This is a genomic window from uncultured Helicobacter sp., assembly GCF_947367035.1.
Taxonomy (GTDB): domain Bacteria; phylum Campylobacterota; class Campylobacteria; order Campylobacterales; family Helicobacteraceae; genus Helicobacter_D.
The window spans coordinates 49,181-68,192 of sequence record NZ_CANBCA010000009.1 but is presented as its reverse complement, the minus strand read 5'-3'; the positions used below and the strand labels follow the sequence as shown (position 1 = coordinate 68,192).

Annotated in this window: 22 protein-coding genes and 1 tRNA gene; 13 read left to right on the top strand and 10 right to left on the bottom strand. The window is 35.9% G+C overall.

Features of this window, described 5'->3' with window-relative positions; translation table 11 throughout:
- On the top strand, positions 1 to 1,011 hold a 1,011-nt coding region (locus tag Q0Y61_RS04595), incomplete at its 5' end, for a methyl-accepting chemotaxis protein (RefSeq protein WP_297812080.1).
- Between the two features lie 196 nt (positions 1,012 to 1,207).
- Here the strand turns inward: Q0Y61_RS04595 and Q0Y61_RS04590 are convergent.
- Positions 1,208 to 1,283, bottom strand: a tRNA-Phe gene (locus Q0Y61_RS04590).
- 136 nt (positions 1,284 to 1,419) lie between these two features.
- On the bottom strand, positions 1,420 to 2,352 hold the full coding sequence (locus Q0Y61_RS04585; RefSeq protein WP_297812077.1) for a hypothetical protein: 933 nt from the start codon (positions 2,350 to 2,352) through the stop codon (positions 1,420 to 1,422).
- Between the two features lie 123 nt (positions 2,353 to 2,475).
- On the opposite strand from Q0Y61_RS04585, the gene panC reads away from it, so the two are divergent.
- The 7 genes from panC (at position 2,476) to Q0Y61_RS04550 (ending at position 8,409) form a co-directional block, all read left to right on the top strand.
- Positions 2,476 to 3,321 carry a pantoate--beta-alanine ligase gene (gene panC, locus Q0Y61_RS04580; RefSeq protein WP_297812074.1) on the top strand — a complete coding sequence of 282 codons (846 nt, stop codon included), beginning with the start codon at positions 2,476 to 2,478 and terminating at the stop codon, positions 3,319 to 3,321.
- 76 nt (positions 3,322 to 3,397) lie between these two features.
- On the top strand, positions 3,398 to 4,009 hold the full coding sequence (bioD, locus tag Q0Y61_RS04575; RefSeq protein ID WP_297812071.1) for a dethiobiotin synthase: 612 nt from the start codon (positions 3,398 to 3,400) through the stop codon (positions 4,007 to 4,009).
- Positions 4,010 to 4,068: 59 nt separating this feature from the next.
- On the top strand, positions 4,069 to 4,620 hold the full coding sequence (locus tag Q0Y61_RS04570) for a DUF507 family protein (RefSeq protein WP_297812068.1): 552 nt from the start codon (positions 4,069 to 4,071) through the stop codon (positions 4,618 to 4,620).
- The gene (gene carA / locus Q0Y61_RS04565) at positions 4,620 to 5,774 is read left to right on the top strand and encodes a glutamine-hydrolyzing carbamoyl-phosphate synthase small subunit (RefSeq protein ID WP_297812064.1); all 1,155 of its coding nucleotides are present in this window, start codon (positions 4,620 to 4,622) and stop codon (positions 5,772 to 5,774) included. Before Q0Y61_RS04570 ends, carA begins: the two co-directional genes overlap by 1 nt.
- Before the next feature lie 13 nt (positions 5,775 to 5,787).
- Entirely contained in the window at positions 5,788 to 7,005 is a 1,218-nt protein-coding gene (locus Q0Y61_RS04560; protein WP_297812061.1) for an aminotransferase class I/II-fold pyridoxal phosphate-dependent enzyme, read from the top strand.
- Positions 6,995 to 7,645 (top strand): pimeloyl-ACP methyl esterase BioG family protein, encoded by a 651-nt coding sequence (locus Q0Y61_RS04555; RefSeq protein WP_297812057.1) that lies wholly within the window; start codon positions 6,995 to 6,997, stop codon positions 7,643 to 7,645. The genes Q0Y61_RS04560 and Q0Y61_RS04555 overlap by 11 nt, the downstream gene beginning before the upstream one ends.
- Positions 7,645 to 8,409: a methyltransferase domain-containing protein gene (locus Q0Y61_RS04550; protein WP_297812054.1), complete on the top strand. Its 765-nt coding sequence runs from the start codon at positions 7,645 to 7,647 to the stop codon at positions 8,407 to 8,409. Before Q0Y61_RS04555 ends, Q0Y61_RS04550 begins: the two co-directional genes overlap by 1 nt.
- Before the next feature lie 3 nt (positions 8,410 to 8,412).
- Here Q0Y61_RS04550 and Q0Y61_RS04545 read toward each other — a convergent pair whose 3' ends face one another.
- The 5 genes from Q0Y61_RS04545 to Q0Y61_RS04525 form a co-directional block, all read right to left on the bottom strand.
- Complete coding sequence (locus Q0Y61_RS04545) at positions 8,413 to 9,528, bottom strand: cytochrome b/b6 domain-containing protein (RefSeq protein WP_297812051.1); 1,116 nt, start codon at positions 9,526 to 9,528, stop codon at positions 8,413 to 8,415.
- On the bottom strand, positions 9,521 to 10,051 hold the full coding sequence (locus Q0Y61_RS04540) for a cytochrome C (RefSeq protein ID WP_297812048.1): 531 nt from the start codon (positions 10,049 to 10,051) through the stop codon (positions 9,521 to 9,523). The genes Q0Y61_RS04545 and Q0Y61_RS04540 overlap by 8 nt, the downstream gene beginning before the upstream one ends.
- A 20-nt stretch (positions 10,052 to 10,071) precedes the next feature.
- Complete coding sequence (locus Q0Y61_RS04535) at positions 10,072 to 10,515, bottom strand: DUF1924 domain-containing protein (protein WP_297812045.1); 444 nt, start codon at positions 10,513 to 10,515, stop codon at positions 10,072 to 10,074.
- 90 nt (positions 10,516 to 10,605) lie between these two features.
- Positions 10,606 to 11,820 carry a TonB-dependent receptor gene (locus Q0Y61_RS04530; protein ID WP_297812042.1) on the bottom strand — a complete coding sequence of 405 codons (1,215 nt, stop codon included), beginning with the start codon at positions 11,818 to 11,820 and terminating at the stop codon, positions 10,606 to 10,608.
- A gap of 7 nt (positions 11,821 to 11,827) precedes the next feature.
- Positions 11,828 to 12,544 carry a TonB-dependent receptor plug domain-containing protein gene (locus Q0Y61_RS04525; RefSeq protein ID WP_297812039.1) on the bottom strand — a complete coding sequence of 239 codons (717 nt, stop codon included), beginning with the start codon at positions 12,542 to 12,544 and terminating at the stop codon, positions 11,828 to 11,830.
- A 120-nt stretch (positions 12,545 to 12,664) separates the two neighbouring features.
- Between Q0Y61_RS04525 and Q0Y61_RS04520 the strand changes: the two genes are divergently transcribed.
- From Q0Y61_RS04520 to Q0Y61_RS04500, 5 genes are all read left to right on the top strand, one after another.
- On the top strand, positions 12,665 to 13,318 hold the full coding sequence (locus Q0Y61_RS04520) for a thioredoxin domain-containing protein (RefSeq protein ID WP_297812037.1): 654 nt from the start codon (positions 12,665 to 12,667) through the stop codon (positions 13,316 to 13,318).
- 97 nt (positions 13,319 to 13,415) lie between these two features.
- The gene (locus tag Q0Y61_RS04515) at positions 13,416 to 13,817 is read left to right on the top strand and encodes a DUF5666 domain-containing protein (RefSeq protein WP_297812034.1); all 402 of its coding nucleotides are present in this window, start codon (positions 13,416 to 13,418) and stop codon (positions 13,815 to 13,817) included.
- 174 nt (positions 13,818 to 13,991) lie between these two features.
- Positions 13,992 to 14,333, top strand: a complete 342-nt coding sequence (locus tag Q0Y61_RS04510) for a metalloregulator ArsR/SmtB family transcription factor (RefSeq protein ID WP_297812031.1) — start codon at positions 13,992 to 13,994, stop codon at positions 14,331 to 14,333.
- An 8-nt stretch (positions 14,334 to 14,341) separates the two neighbouring features.
- Entirely contained in the window at positions 14,342 to 16,288 is a 1,947-nt protein-coding gene (locus Q0Y61_RS04505; RefSeq protein WP_297812028.1) for a heavy metal translocating P-type ATPase, read from the top strand.
- Between the two features lie 70 nt (positions 16,289 to 16,358).
- Entirely contained in the window at positions 16,359 to 16,718 is a 360-nt protein-coding gene (locus tag Q0Y61_RS04500; RefSeq protein ID WP_297812025.1) for a hypothetical protein, read from the top strand.
- Between the two features lie 183 nt (positions 16,719 to 16,901).
- Here the strand turns inward: Q0Y61_RS04500 and Q0Y61_RS04495 are convergent, their stop codons facing one another.
- The 3 genes from Q0Y61_RS04495 to tviB all read right to left on the bottom strand — a co-directional run bounded on the left by Q0Y61_RS04495 (position 16,902) and on the right by tviB (position 18,971).
- The gene (locus Q0Y61_RS04495; RefSeq protein WP_297812022.1) at positions 16,902 to 17,324 is read right to left on the bottom strand and encodes a hypothetical protein; all 423 of its coding nucleotides are present in this window, start codon (positions 17,322 to 17,324) and stop codon (positions 16,902 to 16,904) included.
- Positions 17,282 to 17,593 (bottom strand): hypothetical protein, encoded by a 312-nt coding sequence (locus tag Q0Y61_RS04490; RefSeq protein WP_297812019.1) that lies wholly within the window; start codon positions 17,591 to 17,593, stop codon positions 17,282 to 17,284. Before Q0Y61_RS04490 ends, Q0Y61_RS04495 begins: the two co-directional genes overlap by 43 nt.
- Positions 17,594 to 17,717: 124 nt before the next feature.
- Positions 17,718 to 18,971, bottom strand: coding sequence for a Vi polysaccharide biosynthesis UDP-N-acetylglucosamine C-6 dehydrogenase TviB (tviB, locus tag Q0Y61_RS04485; protein WP_297812016.1), 1,254 nt, complete (start codon positions 18,969 to 18,971; stop codon positions 17,718 to 17,720).
- Positions 18,972 to 19,012: the final 41 nt, after the last annotated feature.

Below are 19,012 nucleotides of genomic sequence, written 5' to 3'. Positions count from 1 at the left end.
CTCACCCACTTCTTCTCCTACCTCAACCACAATACAAACACTGCAAACCTTATCCAAATTAAATCTAATGATGAATTTGGAACAATGGCAAAAGAAATTAACCAAAACATTCAAAACATTCAAAAAGGTTTAGAAAAAGATGAAACTGCTATTGCTCAATCTGCACAAACAGCTAAAGCAGTGGAAGAAGGAGATTTAACAGCAAGAATTGTAGAGAATCCTCATAATCCTCAATTAATAGAATTAAAGAATGTTTTAAATAATATGCTAGATGTTTTACAAAACAAAGTGGGAAGCAATATGAATGCAATCCATCAAGTCTTTGAATCTTATAAATCCTTAGACTTTACGACTGAAGTGCCTAATGCACAAGGGGCAGTAGAAACCACTACTAATATCTTGGGAGAAGAGATTAGAAAAATGCTAAGCTCTTCAGAACACTATGCAAAAGACCTTGTGCAGCAAACCATAGATTTACAAGATTCTATGAATAAACTCTTAGATGGTAGCTCTTCTCAAGCAAGTTCTCTCCAACAATCTGCTGCGGCTATTGAAGAAATCTCAAGCTCTATGCAAAATGTGAGTGATAAAACTGCAGAGGTTACAAGACAGGCTGAAGATATTAAGAATATCGTAGGAGTGATTAAAGACATTGCAGACCAAACGAATCTTCTAGCCCTTAATGCTGCCATTGAAGCTGCAAGAGCTGGAGAACACGGAAGAGGCTTTGCAGTTGTAGCAGATGAGGTCCGAAAACTAGCAGAAAGAACAGGGAAATCTTTAAGTGAGATTGAAGCCAATGTGAATGTGCTAGTGCAAGGGATTAATGATATGAGTGAATCCATTAAAGAGCAAGCAGCAGGGGTTGGACAAATCAATGAAGCCATTGCACAATTAGAATCTGTAACACAAGATAATGTGAGTGTAGCAAATAGCACGAATGATATTACTCGTTTAGTAAATCAAATTGCAGATGATATTCTAAGTGATGTGAATAAGAAGAAGTTTTAAGGATTGCTACCAAACAAATGCTGGCTTAGATTCTATGGGATACAGAATGTTCCCTGCAAACGGGGGGAAAATCTGCAAAGAAACATTACACTAAGAAGTGCATTCGAGATTTTACTTATAAATTATAAAACTAAAATAAAATCCATATAAATTTTAATAAGGGTTTGTTAGTTTTAGCAGGAATAGATGTAATGGATGGTGGCTCGAGGCGGAATCGAACCACCGACACGGAGATTTTCAGTCTCCTGCTCTACCGACTGAGCTATCGAGCCGTTTTTAAAAATGGGTTTGTAATTCTATCTTAAATTTTTTAATAATAACTTAAATAAAGTTAGAAAATTTGGTTTTTAGAGATTTTATAAGTTTGTCCCTTTTAATTCTACCAAACAAGAGGGGTTTTAGTTAGCCTTATCCCAATTTCTTCATTAAATACGCTTCTGCACCTTTTGTGTTGCAAAAGGCACGCACATTTTCATAACCATAAAAAAATGCTAGCTTGAAAAACTCTTCAATTGAATATTCATTAACTTTTTCCACCAGAATCAAACCTCCACTTGCTAGCCTCTTATGCAAGGATAAAAAATCTTTTTTGCAACGAAGATTCCAAGTGGCTTCATTTTCTATAAATGCCCCCATTAACTGCTCTTTAGAGATATTATGAAACCACATTTTTAACAGATTCTTATTAAAATATTCCTGCACATTAAAGTGATAAGGTGCATAGTAGGCTAATTTTACTTTCGTTCCTCTTAGCATCTCATCTAACTCCTTTTCATTTGACAAAAACTCTGGTATCGCTTTATGCAAGAGTAAAACCCTCATCGGTTCCACTTCACTAAAAATAGCTTTATATTGCTTTAACACAAAATCTTTTATATCAATATATTCAAGCTCTTGAAGTTCCCCTTTTCCTGCTTTTGGCATTCTAAGTGCCTCAGCACTTAAACATTTAATCCATAAATTAATTGCATCTTTTGGTTCACCCTCTAAAAATAAGCGAATTGCCATTACTTCATCATAGGTTCTAGGGTGAAGAAACTTCTTGGCTCCGCAATCTGGGAAATTACCTATTGTTTTAATTCCATTCAAGCGATTCTTAATGCCTGCCAAACTTGGATAAAAAAAATTCGCTTCAAAATTAATTTTCACTAATGGATTATTATCATAAATCAAACACCTGCGCTCATTAATTGCTAACTCAAAAGCAAAATTATCCGTGCTCATATAAGGTAAAATTACTTTATCACCGGGTTTAGTATGAGATAAAATTATTTTTTCGTTTAAACTCACAAAATCCCAATCAGAAACTTTTAATAATTCTTTTAACCCCCTTGATTCCACATTACAACCTTCTTTAAAATAAATTTTATATAAGATTTTAACATATTTCTATGTTTTTTATTTATTTTTTAACTCTCTCGTCGCATAATTTGCGATTTATTTCCAAAAATTCAAAGGAATCGTATGCAAATATTCACAACTACGCAAGATTTGCGTGTCTTTATTTGCCAATTCAAATCCAAAAATCCTACAAAAACTATTGGCTTGGTTCCAACAATGGGTGCTTTACACAAAGGACATTTATCTCTTATAGAAGCAAGTCTTGTTGCTTGTGATTGTTCTGTTGTTTCTATTTTTGTCAATCCAACGCAGTTTGGGGAAAATGAAGATTTTAATCAATATCCTCGCAAAAAAGAAGCGGATTTGAATATTTGTGAAAAAGCAGGTGTAGAGGTTGTTTTTATGCCAGAAATTGCACAAATGTATCCGCTAGATTCTACTTTGCAAACAACTTTTAATGCACCAAAAATGATGGCAAATATCCTAGAGGGCAAAGCAAGAGAAGGGCATTTTAATGGCGTGCTTCAAGTTGTCCTAAAACTTTTTAATCTTGTGCGTCCAGACAAAGCCTTTTTTGGACAAAAAGATGCACAACAACTCTTAATCATTCAAAAAATGGTTCAAGATTTGTTTTTACCTTTACAAATCGTGCCTTGCCCCATTGTCCGCAATGAAGAGGGTTTAGCGTTAAGCTCACGCAATGCTTATTTAAGTCCAATGGGCATTAAACAAGCTCTAAAAATCTCTGCCTCCTTAAATGCTACGACTAAAGCGATTATGCGTGGAATCAAAGATTCTAATACACTTAAAAGCATTGCTTTAGAGGTATTAAGGGGATTAGAAGTAGAGTATTTTGCCATTGTCAATCACGAATTGCAAGATATAGAACAAATCCAAAAGGATTCCACTTTGATTCTTGTGGTTGCTCGTGTTGAGGGAGTACGCTTACTAGATAATTTATGGTTTTAATTCCCTCATTTCTTTATAAGATTCCATTGAATGCTTATCACTACAAAGAATCCTACAAAAACAAAGGAGAAATTTTATGCGAATCTTTATTGCAGGAAGTCATACAGATGTTGGGAAAACTTCAGTAAGTGCCGCATTATGTTATGCTTTTAACTTGGATTATTTTAAACTTGTCCAAGCAGGCATACCCACAGACAATCAAAGAATCCAAACCTTAACGCCAAAGACTAAAATTTATCCTAGTGGAATCACTTTACAAACCCCTGCTAGTCCCCACATCGGTATGCAGAAAGAAAAAGTGCATTATGATGGTTTAAAGATTCCATTACCAAAATCAGACAACTTATTAATTGAGAGTGCAGGCGGACTTTTCACTCCCTTGGACACACAGAAATGTATGATTGATTTTTTGAGTGCTTACCAACTCCCTTGTATCTTAGTTGGCGCATATTATCTAGGTGGAATCAATCATATTTTACTAAGCATTGAAGCACTAAAGGCACGCAAGATTCCACTTCTTGGACTTATTATTAGCAAAGAACAAAGCCAACAAATGGATACCTTTATAGAATCCTATGCCAAAATAAAAATTGCGCATTTTACAGAATATCACCACCAAGCAAGTTTTCAAGCAAATGCAAAAAAATTAAAATTTGAAATGCAAAATCTTGGAATTTTTAGAGCATAGAAAAACGCATTTTAAGAGATAAAACGCTAAAATAGCGCAAAAATTTATGAAGGTATGCTATGAAATTTAGACTAGCCCACGCACCTTATATTGGAAATAAAATAGCATTAGATTTATCAAACTGCGAATTTGTAAGCGTTCTACACGGATTAGAGGGAATCTCAAAAGTTGCACAAAAGTTTATTGAAGCCAATATTCAAGAAGAAGCAAAAATTGAAGAAAAAGCAAGAGAAATTTTAGAAGAAAATTTAGATGAAATTGAATTTATGCGCGCCGATGAACACCAACTTTTTTGGAAAATTAAGCAAAAATTAGCAGAGAATGAAAATTTTATCTTAAACTTTGAAGACCGCTACAATCACTTATCGCATAAGATTCTTAATGAATTGTTTGAAGAAGATTTGATTGATTCTGCCACTTCTGAAACACGTATTGTTAATGTAATCTTTAAAGCAATTAATAGTTATTCAAAAATCTATAATGAAGTAGAAGAAATCGTCCAAGAACGCATTGCAAACTACAAACGAAAAATCATATTTGGGAGTGAGGAATATGATTTAATTTTTGACAAACTTTACCAAGAAGAGCTTAAAAAGAAAGGATTTTTATAATGACACTTTCACAAAGCAAACTAAAAGACGTTTGGATTTATCTCACCAATGGTTCATTCTATCAAGCCAAAAGCTTCGGGGCAGAAGGGACAAACGTAGGTGAGTTGGTATTTAACACCTCACTCACAGGTTATCAAGAAATCACAACTGACCCAAGCTATGCAGGGCAATTTATATGCTTCACAATGCCAGAAATTGGAATCGTGGGAACAAACGAAAAAGATATGGAAAGTCGCCAAATCTTTGCTAAAGGGATTTTGTGCCGCCATTATAATGATTATTTTTCAAATTTTCGCGCCAATAAGAGCTTAGGAGAATTTTTAAAATCTTTTAACGCAATGGGGATTAGTGGGATTGACACGCGCAAACTTACAAAAACCTTGCGCGAACAAGGTGCAATGATGATGATTGCTTCCACTGAAATCTCCGATAAAAACACTTTAAAAAATCTCCTAGAAAGCAACCCAAAAATTGAAGAAATCAATTATATAAAAGAAGTCAGCACCAAAATACCCTATACACATCAAAAAGGTAAATTTGACTTTAATACGATGGATTATACAGAACCAAAAACTCATCAAAAAATTCTAGCAATTGACTTTGGAATCAAACGTAGTATTTTAAATCAGCTCGTTAATGCAGGTTTTAATGTAGAGGTAATACCCCATCATTTTAAAGCAGAAGCATTAATTGCACGTTATAAGCAAGGCGAATTTGATGGGATTTTTCTCTCCAATGGACCAGGAGACCCACAGATATTGCAAAGGGAGATTGCCGAGATTAAAAAGTTAATTGCAACTAAAATTCCTCTTTTTGCAATTTGTCTAGGACACCAACTACTCTCACTTGCACACGGCTATGAAACATATAAACTGAAATTTGGGCATCACGGCGGTAATCACCCGGTCAAAAATCTCCTTACGCAAGAGATAGAAATCACTGCTCAAAACCACAACTATTCTATTCCAGAATCTATCCAAGAAATTGCAGAAGTAACCCATCGCAATCTTTTTGACCATACAATTGAGGGAGTGCGTTATAAAAATGCTTTGATTTGTTCGTTTCAACATCACCCGGAGGCAGGACCTGGACCACTAGAATCTACTGCACTTTTCAATGAATTTGCCAAACTGCTTCAAAAGGCTAAGGCATAAACTTTCAATCCAAATGTCCTCAAATTCTCTCTTAGAATCGCAAATTACACAAACGCTTGAAGCCTTGAAATGTGATTCCAATTATCGCATTCTAAAACCTCAACGACATCATAAATTTAACATTCTCAATAATGCAAAGCACAATTTCCACCAAATCCCAAAATGGCTTTTAAATCTTGCAAGTAATGATTATTTAGGAATCGCAAGTAATGAATCTTTAAATGCTGCATTTTTGGATTCTACACTTTTTAAAGAATATTGGTCTTTTAGCTCCTCCTCTTCGCGACTTTTAAGTGGAAATTGTGAAATTTATGCGGGGTTAGAATCCCATTTATCCCATATTTTCAACAAACAAGCACTTCTCTTTAATAGCGGCTTTCACGCAAATTTAGGGGCAATAGGGGCATTAAATTCCCTTAAAAATGTACTTTTTGTCGCGGATAAATCTATTCACGCAAGCCATATTGATGGGTTAAAATCTTTCAAATCCACATCTTTGAAGCGATTTTTACATAATGATATACAAGCACTAGAGCAAATTTTAATCCACAATGTAGCAAAATATGATGCAATTTTTATCCTAAGTGAGGGGCTTTTTAGTATGGAGGGAGATTTTGCGCCTTTGCGTGCTCTCGTAACACTGAAGCAACAATTCCATAATGTCTATTTATACATTGATGAAGCGCATAGCATTGGAAGCTTTGGGAAAGAGGGGCTTGGAATCTGCGCTGATTTAGGATTGCTAGATTCTATTGACTTCCTTGTGCTAACCTTTGGTAAAGCACTTGCGTCAATGGGAGCTTGTGTGTTATGTAACCAAATATTCTATGAATATTTTGTCAATTTTGCCCGTTCTCTTATTTATTCTACCGCTCTTCCTCCTATTAATGTCGCACGAAGCTTGTTTAATTTCTTAGAACTTCCCAAACTTGCAAAACAAAGAGCAAATTTATCCCGATTAAGCGCAGATTTCAAGGCGCTTCTTTCTCAAAGCTTAGGACTAGAAGTTTTGGGGGATTATAATATTATTAGCTTGATACTAGGAGAAAATGCAAAAGCAGTGTATTTTGCCAAAGAGCTGGAGAAAAGAGGTTTTTTCGCTCCTGCAATCAAATCCCCAACCGTTCCTAAAAATCGCGCTTGTTTGCGCTTTTCACTCACGGCTAATTTACCTTTTGAATCGTTAGAATCCCTCGTGCAAATCCTTAAAGGCTTAAATAATGAATCTTGATTGTAACCTCAATCATCAAGAGAATGTTTTATTAATTTTTGGTGGGTTTGCTTCTCATCCCTCACATTTTATTCCTTTTATTCCTAAAAATTACGATTCTATTATCTTATATCATTACCAGCATTTGAATTTCAACGCATTAAATCTAGTTTTAAACCGCTTAAATAAAGAATCCAAAATCACACTTCTAGGATTTTCTATGGGTGTATTTATTGCACGCATTTTTTTAGAATCCCAAGATTCTATAAGTTTTGTGCGTAAAATTGCTATCAATGGCACAGAGTATGGCATTCACTCACGATTTGGAATCCCGCCAAAACTTTTTAAGCTTACACAAAAAACCTTTGATTTAGAGACTTTTAAACTCAATTTGTTTGGAGAATTTTTAGCACAAACGCAAAATTTCCTTTTCCTAGACTCTCAAATCTTGCGTGAAGAATTGGGATTTTTTATAAAAACTTGTGCACAGTTTCCAAATCTTAAGAGTGAAATTGTTTGGAATCAAATCGTGATTTCTAAAAAAGATTTGATTTTTAATACACAATTCCAAAGAAACTTTTGGATAGATTTTAAAAACAGCAAAACACCAATTTTGGAACTTGACGCCCCACATTTTGTGTTTTTTAGTTGGCAAGTCTAATGCATGCGCAAAAAACACAAATTCAACAAAGATTTCATAGGGCAAAACCCACTTATGCACAAAATGCCTTGATTCAAACCACAATGCAAGAAACTTTACTAATGATTCTACAAAGACATTGTTTATCTAAAAATCTAGGCAATGTGCTAGAACTTGGCTGCGGCAATGGACTTTTAAGTCAGAAAGTGGCAAAAACCTTTGATTTTAAATCCTATTTAGCAGTGGATTTGGTAGATTTTTCAAAAGATTTTGCAAAGATTCAACAAAATTCCACCTATAAAATGACCTTTTTACAGAGAGATTTTGAAGATGTAAGCACAATAAAAAATATCAACCCGATTTTAAAATATGATTGGATTTTATCCAATGCAGCGATACAATGGACAAATCAGACATCATTCTTACCCAAATTAAACTCCCTGCTACAAACAAATGGATTCTTAGCTTTCAGCACTTTTGGCAAAGAAAATTTCCAAGAATTACGCGAAATCTTAGGCGTTGGGCTAGAATATTTGGAGCTAAAGGATTATGCAGAAGCTTTAGAATCCCATTTTAAAATTGTAGAATCTTTTGAAACTAAGATTCCTTTGCGTTTTGAAAATACACTTGCCATTTTTAAGCACTTACAAAATACAGGGGTAAACTCCCTCAAACAAGGTTTCAAACTGCATAAAGCCCATTTCAAGGAATACGCAATGCGATTTCATAATACCTTGACTTACAATCCGCTTTATATTCTAGCGCAAAAGAAGTTTGAAATCTAAATGCTAAAGACTCTCTCTTAAACTCTTGAGCCTTGGGTAATCCACCTCCCTTTTAGCAAAGATTCCAGATTCTGCGTCTTTGTGGCAAGTTTGGCAATTTGCCTTGCTTTTAATTGCCTCTGTTTTGAAAATTTTTGGATTCATTTTGCGGTGTGCAACCTCCCAATAAGGGGTTTTTGTGATTGTAATTTCTTTGGAATCCTCTTTAGTTTGGAATTTTGTATCTAAAACATTGCTTGCATATTTTTCTAAAAATGCGGCAATTCTTGCGTGTGTTTCCTCCTCCAAACTTGCATCATCGCCGAAATGATTTTCCAAATCACTCATCATAGAATTCCAAGCAGACTTTGGAAGCAAAAAGGGAGCATAGGCAATATGGCAACTTCCGCATTCTTGCCTATACTCTTCAAAGGTTATTTTGTTAGAATCTTGTGTGAAAAAATCTTGCGCAGAGGGGCGCAAAAGTATGTTCTTTGGATAAAGTAAATAAAGAAACAATGCAAACAAAAAGAGGAGAAAAAAGCCAAAAATTACCTTGTGTATGAAATTTAAGGAGACGCTTTCGTCTTTTTGCGTCCGTTTGTAGCCATTTATCATAGAATGGATTGCGTCTCCTTTGCTCCAAAACTTGTCTATTAAACTTCCGCAAATATGAATCGCCACGATAAACAACAAGCAATTTGCAAAAAATTCGTGTAAATCATCGCCCATATAAAAGTAGCTATATGTGAAAAACAATGGGGCAAAGATTCCACCATTTTGCTCCGCACCATATTGTAAAAGTCCGCTCAAAACGACCAAGAATCCCAAAACAAAAATAAGGATAATCGCTACGCTTGAAGCGGGATTGTGTCCGACATAATACTTTTTCTCCCCTAAAATGGAGGTAAGATATTCTAGGATTCCGCAATAGTTAAAATCCCAAAAGCACGAATGCTTCGTGCCAACAAATCCCCAAATGATACGTAATATCACCCCTGCTCCAAACAAAACCCCACAAACAATATGCACGATAAAGAGTGCGTCTATATCCGCACTTAAGTAAGAGAGTGCGAAAGCAAGAATCAAGAAATAATGCAAAAAACGATTAACAAAAGTCCAAATATAACTTTTAATCACGCCAGATTCCATAATTTGGGATATTTATCGTATCTCCACCATAAATGCCATAGTCTGCTTTTGTATGACAAGTAGCACAACGCGCAATATTTCCCACTTCTTTTTGCTGCACCATCCAATCTTTTAGTTTTCTGTGTTTTTTCTGATGGTAGGGAATCTGCGAAATAGAGGTGTATAAAACTCCCGTCTGCATTGATTTTGTCAATTTTGCACTGCGGCGGTATTGCATTGCTTTTTCACTTGCATTGTCTAGCAAATATTGTGTGATTTGCGCAATGTCCTCTTTACTCTCTAAACTCGCGTCTGTGCCGTAGTGTTGCGCTAAGTTACCCATTACCCATTGCCAAGAAGCACTAGGGAGCAAACCGGGTTGATAGCCAAAATGGCAACTTGCACACTCCTTTTTATAAAGCACATTATCCACCGCTTTAACCTCTGGACCTTTACGCCCTCCCGCATAAGCTTGGATTCCAAGAACCGCGCAAAGCAAAACTACACTAGAAACTTTATATATTCTCTTCATTCTCTTTCCTTGAGATTAGATTATTGCAAAATCAAATAATAAAGCACATCGCCCTTTTCTTGGGTGCTTCCCTCACGCAAAAAGACATCTTTAAAATTGCGTTTGAGCCATTTTTTGACTTCTTTTACATCGTTTAAACGCGTAGGATTCACGCTCGGGGCTAAAGGCTCTAATGCCTTGTTGGTAAAAACATTAGTAGCGGGAGTTTTCAAATCTACATTATGGCAACTTTGACACGAGATTACAGCATCATTTTTACCTTTGTTTTTTGTGCTAAAAATCACTTCACCCCTTTTAGCATCAAAGTCTTGGAAGTTTGGATTTTCCGCCTTTGCTTCACTCTTTAATTCCTCAATATAAGCTTGCATTGACGGATTAAATTCGCTCGCAAAGCCTATATTTCCAAGCAGCAAGATTCCACAGGCAATTAAAATCAAACCTTTTAAACTATTTTTCATTCTCATTTTGTATCCTTAAATCAATAAATCAGATTCAAAATGATAATAAAAAAGTATGAAGAAAATCTTGACAATTATAGATTTAGATTCTACAATCTAAAAACCATATTTTACCCTTATCCAAGCATTTCTACCAATCTCATAAACCCTATCACTTATAGGATTATTTGCCACACTCAAATCAATGCTATTTTTGGATAAATGATAACTATAAAGTTTATTAGTAATATTTTCTAGTCCCATTAAAATTTGCCATTCTTGATAGCGCAATCCCGCGTAGAGGTTGATGATTCCAAATCCGCTAGAATCCCCAAAGTCTTTGCCGATGACATTTCCATATCCCTCATCAGAACGCGTTTGCTTCGCATTTGCATACAATTCACATTTCAAAAACATTTTTTGGTCATCATATTTGAGTGCGATTCTACTAGATAAGGGCGCGACTTGTGCTAAGGGCTTATCTTCTTTTGTGTTTTGTCCATAAGTGTAACTCGCCATTGCTTCTGCAAAAAGATTGGGCATAAACTCATAAGAAGCCTCCACTTCTGCCCCGCTTAAAAAGGCGTTTGTGTTGAAACTACGCGTTTGGGGCTTGGTATAATCTAGCAAAATATAGTCTTGCGCATAAGAAACGAAGCCCGATACATTCACGTTTAAACCCTCTTTTTGGTGGGATAAACCGATGTCTAATTGCGTATTGGTTTCTTTGCTTAAATTCATTCCATTTACCTTAGAAACCTCCCAAAAATCTGCAATCCTATCCGCGATTCCAAGTCCAGCATAAAGGGTAGAATCCCGCAAATAATGCTCATAACGAGCAAAGGCACTCGTGGCGTATTGCTTTCTTTTTTTGTCTAATCTGTGTGCAATTGTCTCTACATAATCCTCTCTAATCCCTACAAATACGCCAGATTCCGCACCCATATACCATTCTCCTTGCGCATAGACTCCATAGGAATCAAAGGTATAATTGGGCTGATAATTTGAGTGCAGTGCAGCCTCCGCGCCGTCTCTTGTTGTTTGTCCTGTGGCAGCACGTGTTTTGTGTTTATCCACATCATAATCACCCCCGAAGTAAAGTTTAGAGATTTCAAAAACTTTTTGGTATTCTGCCTTAACGCCACTATTTGTGCCCTTTGGGTTGCTTAGGCTATAAAGATTTCCTATTTTTGGCTTACCATTTGTCAAGCTGTAATTGTCCATAATATGGTCAATACTATTATAATACGCACGTAAATCTAGTAAATCTTTACCAAAATAATTTTGGAATCGCAACTGATAAGATTCTCTGTCAAAGGTGCGTGCGTCCATTGCCCTATCAGCATAAGCTGCCTCTCCCCTGCCAATGTCCGCTTAGCTCCAAAGCACTTGTTTCCGTAGGTGTTAGAGCGCCTACAATTGCGCCAGATCGTCTTTGGTATTCAGAATGCACTCTTTGACCTGCACCATCTTTGTAATCATCACGCGAATAATCCGAATAAATCCCCTGCAAACTTCCTAACGCATTTCCAACACTTAGATAAGTGTTAAAGTCTAATCTATTAAAACTTCCCACAAGCCCATCGGCATTGAAGTTAAAGCTTGTATCCTTTAGGCGCAAAGTCTCGCGGTCAAATAGGATTCCGCCTGCACTCATCGTGCCATAGCGGACATCTTGAGGACCTTTAACTAAAGTAACCGAATTGTAGTTTTGCGGAAAAACATAAGTTAAGGTTGTATCCATTCTCCCGCCACAACCTCCATTTAGGTTGTTTCCATTCACAAAAATCGGCAATCTCCCAGCACCTTGTGAGCGATAAAAGACTTCTGTGCCTCCCCCACCCTTTTTAGCAACTGAAAATCCGGGAATCTGCAAGAAACTATTGGCTATATCGCCAGAGTTTAACAAGGAATCCTTGCCCAAAATATCCGCATAATCCACTTGCGTTGGAGCAAATATTGAAGAATTTGTATGTTTAATGAGGATAGAATGATTCTGCATTTCTGAAGAATACGCTACAAAACTTACCAAACTGCCTAAAATCACTCTTTTCATTCCAATCCTTATTAAAAATGCACTATATAGTATCATAACTCATAAAAACTTCTGCGAGATTCCATATACATTGAATCTTAACTTTTGCTATAATGTTTCAAAAAAACACAAAGGAAAATTATGCATAAGCTATTAAAAATATTTTTTAGTGCCTTTTTAGGAGTATTTTTACTATCAACCCATATAAATGCGGAATCCTTAGTAGCGGGTAGGGATTATATTGTCCTCAAGCACCCTCTTAATGTCCCACAAAAGTCTATTGTAGAAATTTTTAATGTTGGTTGCCCACATTGTGCAAAGATGAGTGAGCTTTTACCCAAATTGTTTGCAACGATTCCGCAAAAGGCAGTGTTTCTACCCTATCATATCATCACAGGAAGTCCTTTTAGTGCCCAAGCTAGCGAAGTTTTGGCTGTTGCTGTTTCTATTGACGAAGAACGTAATCTGATTTCAAAAGATATTGAATCCTATTTTAGGCGCGCAAGCAATGCTTATTTTGACGCATTTTTCAAGCAACATAAAAAGTTTAAAAATAAAGAAGCTTTCATCACTTTTGGCTTAGATGCTATGGAAATTTCACAAACAAAGTTTGAAACGCAACTTCATCGCAAAGAAGTGCAAGAGAAGCTAAAAGCTTGGGAAGATTCTATCGCACAAACAGGAATCCAAAGTGTGCCAAGCTTTATTATTAATGGAAAATATTTGATTGTTTTAGAATCCGTAAAGGACGCAGAAGACTTCATCTATAAAGTCAATTATCTGTTAGAAATTTAAATTCATAAAAATTTAATGATATCTTCACAAACTCTTAACAAAGTGCTTTTATAATTTCGCAGTGAAACAAAAATAAGTCAAACAAAAGGAGACAAAAATGAAAACTTTGAAATTATTTGGAGTATTCGCGACAGCTGCGATTCTTTCTACTTCTGCAATAGCAGGTTATGACTTTGATGTCGCGGGGCAAATTTCAGCAGTAGATAACAAAAACAAGACCATTACCTTATCAGGACCAGGCGGACAACTCGTGATTAAAGTTTTACCCTACACCGAAATTAAAGGTGATGATTGTGGTGCATTTGGACAAGATGTTTATGGAACTTTTAGAGATTTAACTGTGGGCAAATTTGTAGAGGTTGAAGCTGTCCCTTATGGCGGATACAATGCTTATGCAGATAGCAATGCAGGAGCAATTGACCCACGAACAGGTTTGCCACAAAATATGCAATTAACTGCTAAAGAAATTGAATGGAAATGCTATCCTAGAGCTTATTAATCTCAAAGTAGAATCCCTAATGGGATTCTACAAACTTCAATTCCTAAATTTTATCTCACATAAAATTCTAACCTACAAACCTTAACTCTTAATCCAACTCTAAGAATATTCTTTTTATAATTAAATATATGAACAAATGCTCATATATTTAATTAAATGGAAAAAGGAATCCCTATGCCAGAAATAGAAGAAAATCGCTCCAGATCACTACAAATTATTTTAAAATCTTTGCCAAAAGAAGAGTTGCTTTATGAACTTGCGGAATTGTTTAAAATCTTTGGAGATTCTTCAAGGATTCGGATTCTCTCTCTTTTGCAACTAGATAAACTCTGCGTGAATGAAATCTCACAGCTTCTAAACCTTTCGCCAAGCGCTATCTCTCATCAACTAAGAATCCTGCGACAAGCACGGCTCGTGCGCTATCAGAAAATCGGGAAAGAGGTATTTTACTCACTAGATGATGACCATATTGAAAAGATTTTCAATCAAGGTTTAGAACATATTCAAGAAATGTAAAGGATACAATGATGAGTTGCAATAATAATGAATGCAAAATCACTTCACAAAATACACAAGAAACAATGGAACAAAAACCATTTATTAAAGCCCTATTCATCGGTGCATTAATCCTCTATACGTTTGCTCTCATAGCAGAGTTCGGAATCTTTGGATTCCACCTTAATGCAGTGCTTTTAACTTTATTATTTATTTTATGCTATTTTTCTTTAGGCTATGGAATTTTAAGAGGAGCTTTAAGCGGTATTATTCAACGCGAAGTTTTTAATGAAAATACCCTAATGGTTCTTGCAAGCCTTAGTGCATTCTGTATCGGAGAAAACGCAGAAGCCGTAGGGATTTTGGTATTTTATCGCATAGGTGAGAGTCTGCAAAATCGCGTAGTTGAGAAAACAAAAAGGCAAATCCGCTCTCTAAATACACTCAAAATAGAAAAAGCAAGAATTTTGCGTAAAAATTCACAACTTTTAATCACTCCAAAAGATATTCAAAAGGGTGATATATTAGTTGTGTTCGCAGGAGAAAGAATCCCAACTGATGGCAAAATCATCAAAGGCTCTAGCAATATTGATAATTCCGCACTAAGTGGTGAATCTATCCCGCAAAGCGTTGATATTGGGGACAATGTGCTTTCTGGCGGAATAAATTTGGATGGAATTTTGTATATAAAAGCCACACAAAACTACACAAACTCCGCATTTAGCAAAATTTTACAATTGATTGAAGAAGGCAATGCACAAAAGAGCAAAAGTGAAGAGTTTATCACAAAATTTGCTAAATTCTATACACCCATTGTGACCCTTCTAGCTTTTGTGATTACATTCTTACCAACGCTTTATTTCTGGGCATTAGGTGCAGACTTTATAGAAATGCTCAAAACTTGGTCTTATCGTGGAATTATTTTTTTAGTAATTTCTTGCCCTTGTGCGCTAGTGATTTCTATCCCCTTAACTTTTTTCACTTCTCTTGGAAAAGCCTCTAAAATGGGAATACTAATTAAAGGCTCAAGCTATCTTGAGGCACTCAATTCTGCGCACACTATCGTGTTTGACAAAACAGGCACATTAACTAAAGGAGAATTAATCATCAAAGAAATCCAAACCTATGCGAACTACGATAAAGACTTTATACTAACCAATGCTAAAAAGTTAGAATCACATTCTAATCACCCTATTGCAAAAGCAATTGCAAACTTTGATATTTCACAAAAAGAACAAAATCAAGATGAGATTGAAAACTTTAAAGAATATGCAGGTGGTGGCATTGTCGCGACTATCAGGGGTGAAAAATTTGCGCTTGGTAATGCACAATTTATAGAATCTATTGTTCAACAAAAGATTCAAGAAGAACAAAGTGTGAAATGTCAAATTTTCCTAAGTTTGCAAGATAGAGTTATTGGCTCTATCGTTCTTGAAGATGCAATCAAAGAGGAAGCAAACGAAGTGCTTGACAAATTAAATGTGCAAGGAATGGAGCTAGTAATGCTAAGTGGCGACAAGCAAAGCATCGCACAAGAAGTCGCAGAAAATGTAGGTATAAGCAAATATTATGCGGAATTGCTACCCAACCAAAAAGTTGCACATTTAAAAGAGATTCTAAAAGTTCAAAAATCTAATGGCAAAAAAGTAATTTTTGTAGGCGATGGAATCAATGATGCGCCCTCTTTAGCACTTAGTGATATCGGAATTGCTATGGGAAAAGTCGGCAGTGATGTTGCACTAGAAGGTGCAGATGTCGTGATTATGGACGATAATTTAAATAAGATTCCACAAGTTCTTGATATCGCAAAGAAAACAAAAAAGATTTTATGGGAAAATATTATATTTTCACTCGGAACAAAAATCGCAATTATGGTGTTTGGAGTTCTAGGGGTCGCAAATTTATGGCTTGCACTTTTTGGTGATGTAGGTGTGGCGCTTTTGGCTCTGCTTAACGCGCAACGTGCGATTCGTTAAAAGAATATGCTATAATACAACTCCAAAATCGCCAAAGGATTATTGAATCAAAAAATTTATTGAAAATTTTGTGAGGGAAAATTACAGGATTTGGGAAAAGGACAAATCCAGCTTCAAACCTAAGAATTTAAAATGCCCATTAACAACCGATGAAATAGGGGATAAAAATCTTAATTTCCTCTTTTGCCTTAGAAATGTAACCATTAAGGGCGAAGAGATTTTGTTTTTTGAAGCTTATCTCTATCGCAACGACCCCAAAGACCCAAAGAAATACTTTAGAAGCCTTTTGTTAGAAATAGGTAATTCTGATTTAAAAATAAGTGGTGTTGTGGGGTTTTTAACAAGAATTAGAAGCAGTTGTAATAACTTCTTAGAAGATTCCCAAGCCAAAGCAGATAAACTCTTATTGCGCTACATTAATGGAGTCTAGGGAGGATGCTTTTTGTGTTTGCAGACTCATTGCAAGAAGTTGGCACAACTTTGTGGTGTGCAAATGTAAAGCATTTGTGCAAGTTTGGGTGAGTTGCTATGTAACGCACTATCTATTGCGAGAAAACCGCAGGTTTTCGTGGCAATCCCACAAGTGAATGCAGTCTTTAAAGATTCTGTTAGTTTATATGAACCGATAGCGATTATCTTTGCGAATATCGTAAATGTCTATTGTTGTGCCATTCTTTCTCTCTTTGAAATATAAAATGGGTGGTACAAAAGGATAGAATCCCATAAACATAAACCATTCTTTGTTGTATTTAAAAGTCGTGTGATGATTTTTATCAATTTGCGTGCGAATGAATTTTTCGTGTTCTTTGGTCTTATCTGTCCAAAATTCATCGGAATAAAAGCTTAAAATTTTTCTTTTGCAATAAGGATTTTGTATAATGTCTGAAATGTTAATATCAAAATAAACATTAAAAGTCGGGTCTAAAATCTGCCACCTTTCATCAATCAACACTTCTACAAATCCGTGTGCCCAGCCAAAAATATCACTATAACTTATATTCCGACTTTTGATTTTAAATTTTCTAACAGCATACAAAACGCATAAGGCTTTTGCCCACAATGTCCATATTGGAGATTCGTAAAATATTCTGTCAGATTCTTAAAACCCGCATTTTCTTTTACCTCTCTTGGTGTGTAATGTTTGCTTTGGTGTATAAAGACATTTAAATAAAAACCCAAGGCTAGATTCTGCGGGATTCCACGCCATTTTAGCTCACATTCTATTGGCTTTTGTTGTTTTGCAAAATCCTTTTGCAAAGATTGTTTAGCTTCTCCTGCATTTAAGGGTTTATCGGGGGAGGGCAAAATAAGGCATTCTTAAAGATTGCCTTATGAATATCAATTTTGATTGGGAAATATTCTTGCACTTCTAAAGGACGAATGCAAGAGGAAGTGTAAAGGTATTGTCTTTTGGTGTCTATGGAATACATTACAACCTCCCGCTTACCTGTTCTTTTGGCAAAATGCCTTTTAAATCATATACAACGACTTTGCCACGATGATTAAAATCTAACTCTTTAAACTCATTATGTGCTACTGCAATAATGACTGCTTGATAATCTTGCAATTTAAACTTTTCTACGTCTTGCAGAATCAAACCATATTCCTTTTTAACTTCCTCTGTATCTGCCCAAGGGTCGTAAATATCCACATTACATTCAAAATCTTGCAATTCCTTAATAATATCCACCACACGAGAATTACGAATATCAGGACAATTCTCTTTGAAAGTAATACCAAAAATCGCAACTTTACTCCCTATAATCTGATGCTTGTTTTTGATCATTAATTTAATCACGCGTTCTGCAACGACAATACCCATATTATCATTAATGTGGCGTCCAGCTAGAATCACTTGCGAATGATAGCCTAGTGATTCTGCTTTGTGCGTGAGATAATAAGGATCTACGCCGATACAATGTCCACCCACAAGTCCCGGGCGAAAGGGCAAGAAATTCCATTTGCTCCCCGCTGCTTCTAGCACTTCTAAAGTATCAACGCCCAACCGCTCAAAAATTAAGGCGAGTTCATTGACAAAGGCGATATTAATGTCCCGTTGTGAGTTTTCAATGACTTTTGCTGCTTCTGCTACTTTAATACTTGGGGCTTTATGTGTGCCTGCAGTGATGATACTAGCATAAAGTGCATTGACTTCCTCTGCAATTTGAGGTGTAGAACCACTTGTTACTTTTTTGATATTTGGCAAGCGGTGCGCCTTATCGCCCGGATTAATGCGTTCAGGAGAATATCCGCAAAAGAAATCCACATTAAATTTTAATCCGCTTGTTTCCTCTAAAATCGGCACGCAATCCTCTTCTGTGCATCCGGGATAAACGGTGCTTTCATAAATCACAATATCGCCTTTTTTAAGCACTTTTCCTACACTACTAGAGGCTTTTTGCAAAGGTGTCAAATCCGGCTTATTATAATTATCAATCGGCGTTGGCACTGTAACAATAAAGATTTGTGCCTCCTTCAAATCCTCCAAATGAGTTGTAAAATGTAAGTTTTTGGCACTTTTAAGCTCGGCTTCTTCCACTTCTAAAGTGCGGTCGTAACCATCTTTTAATTCCTCAATCCGTTTAGCAAAAATATCAAATCCCAACACTTTATAGGTTTTTCCAAATTCCACTGCTAAGGGCAATCCGACATATCCAAGTCCAATCACTGCAAGAGTTTTCATCACTTTTCCTTATTATACAAGTTTTACACAATTTTATCTAT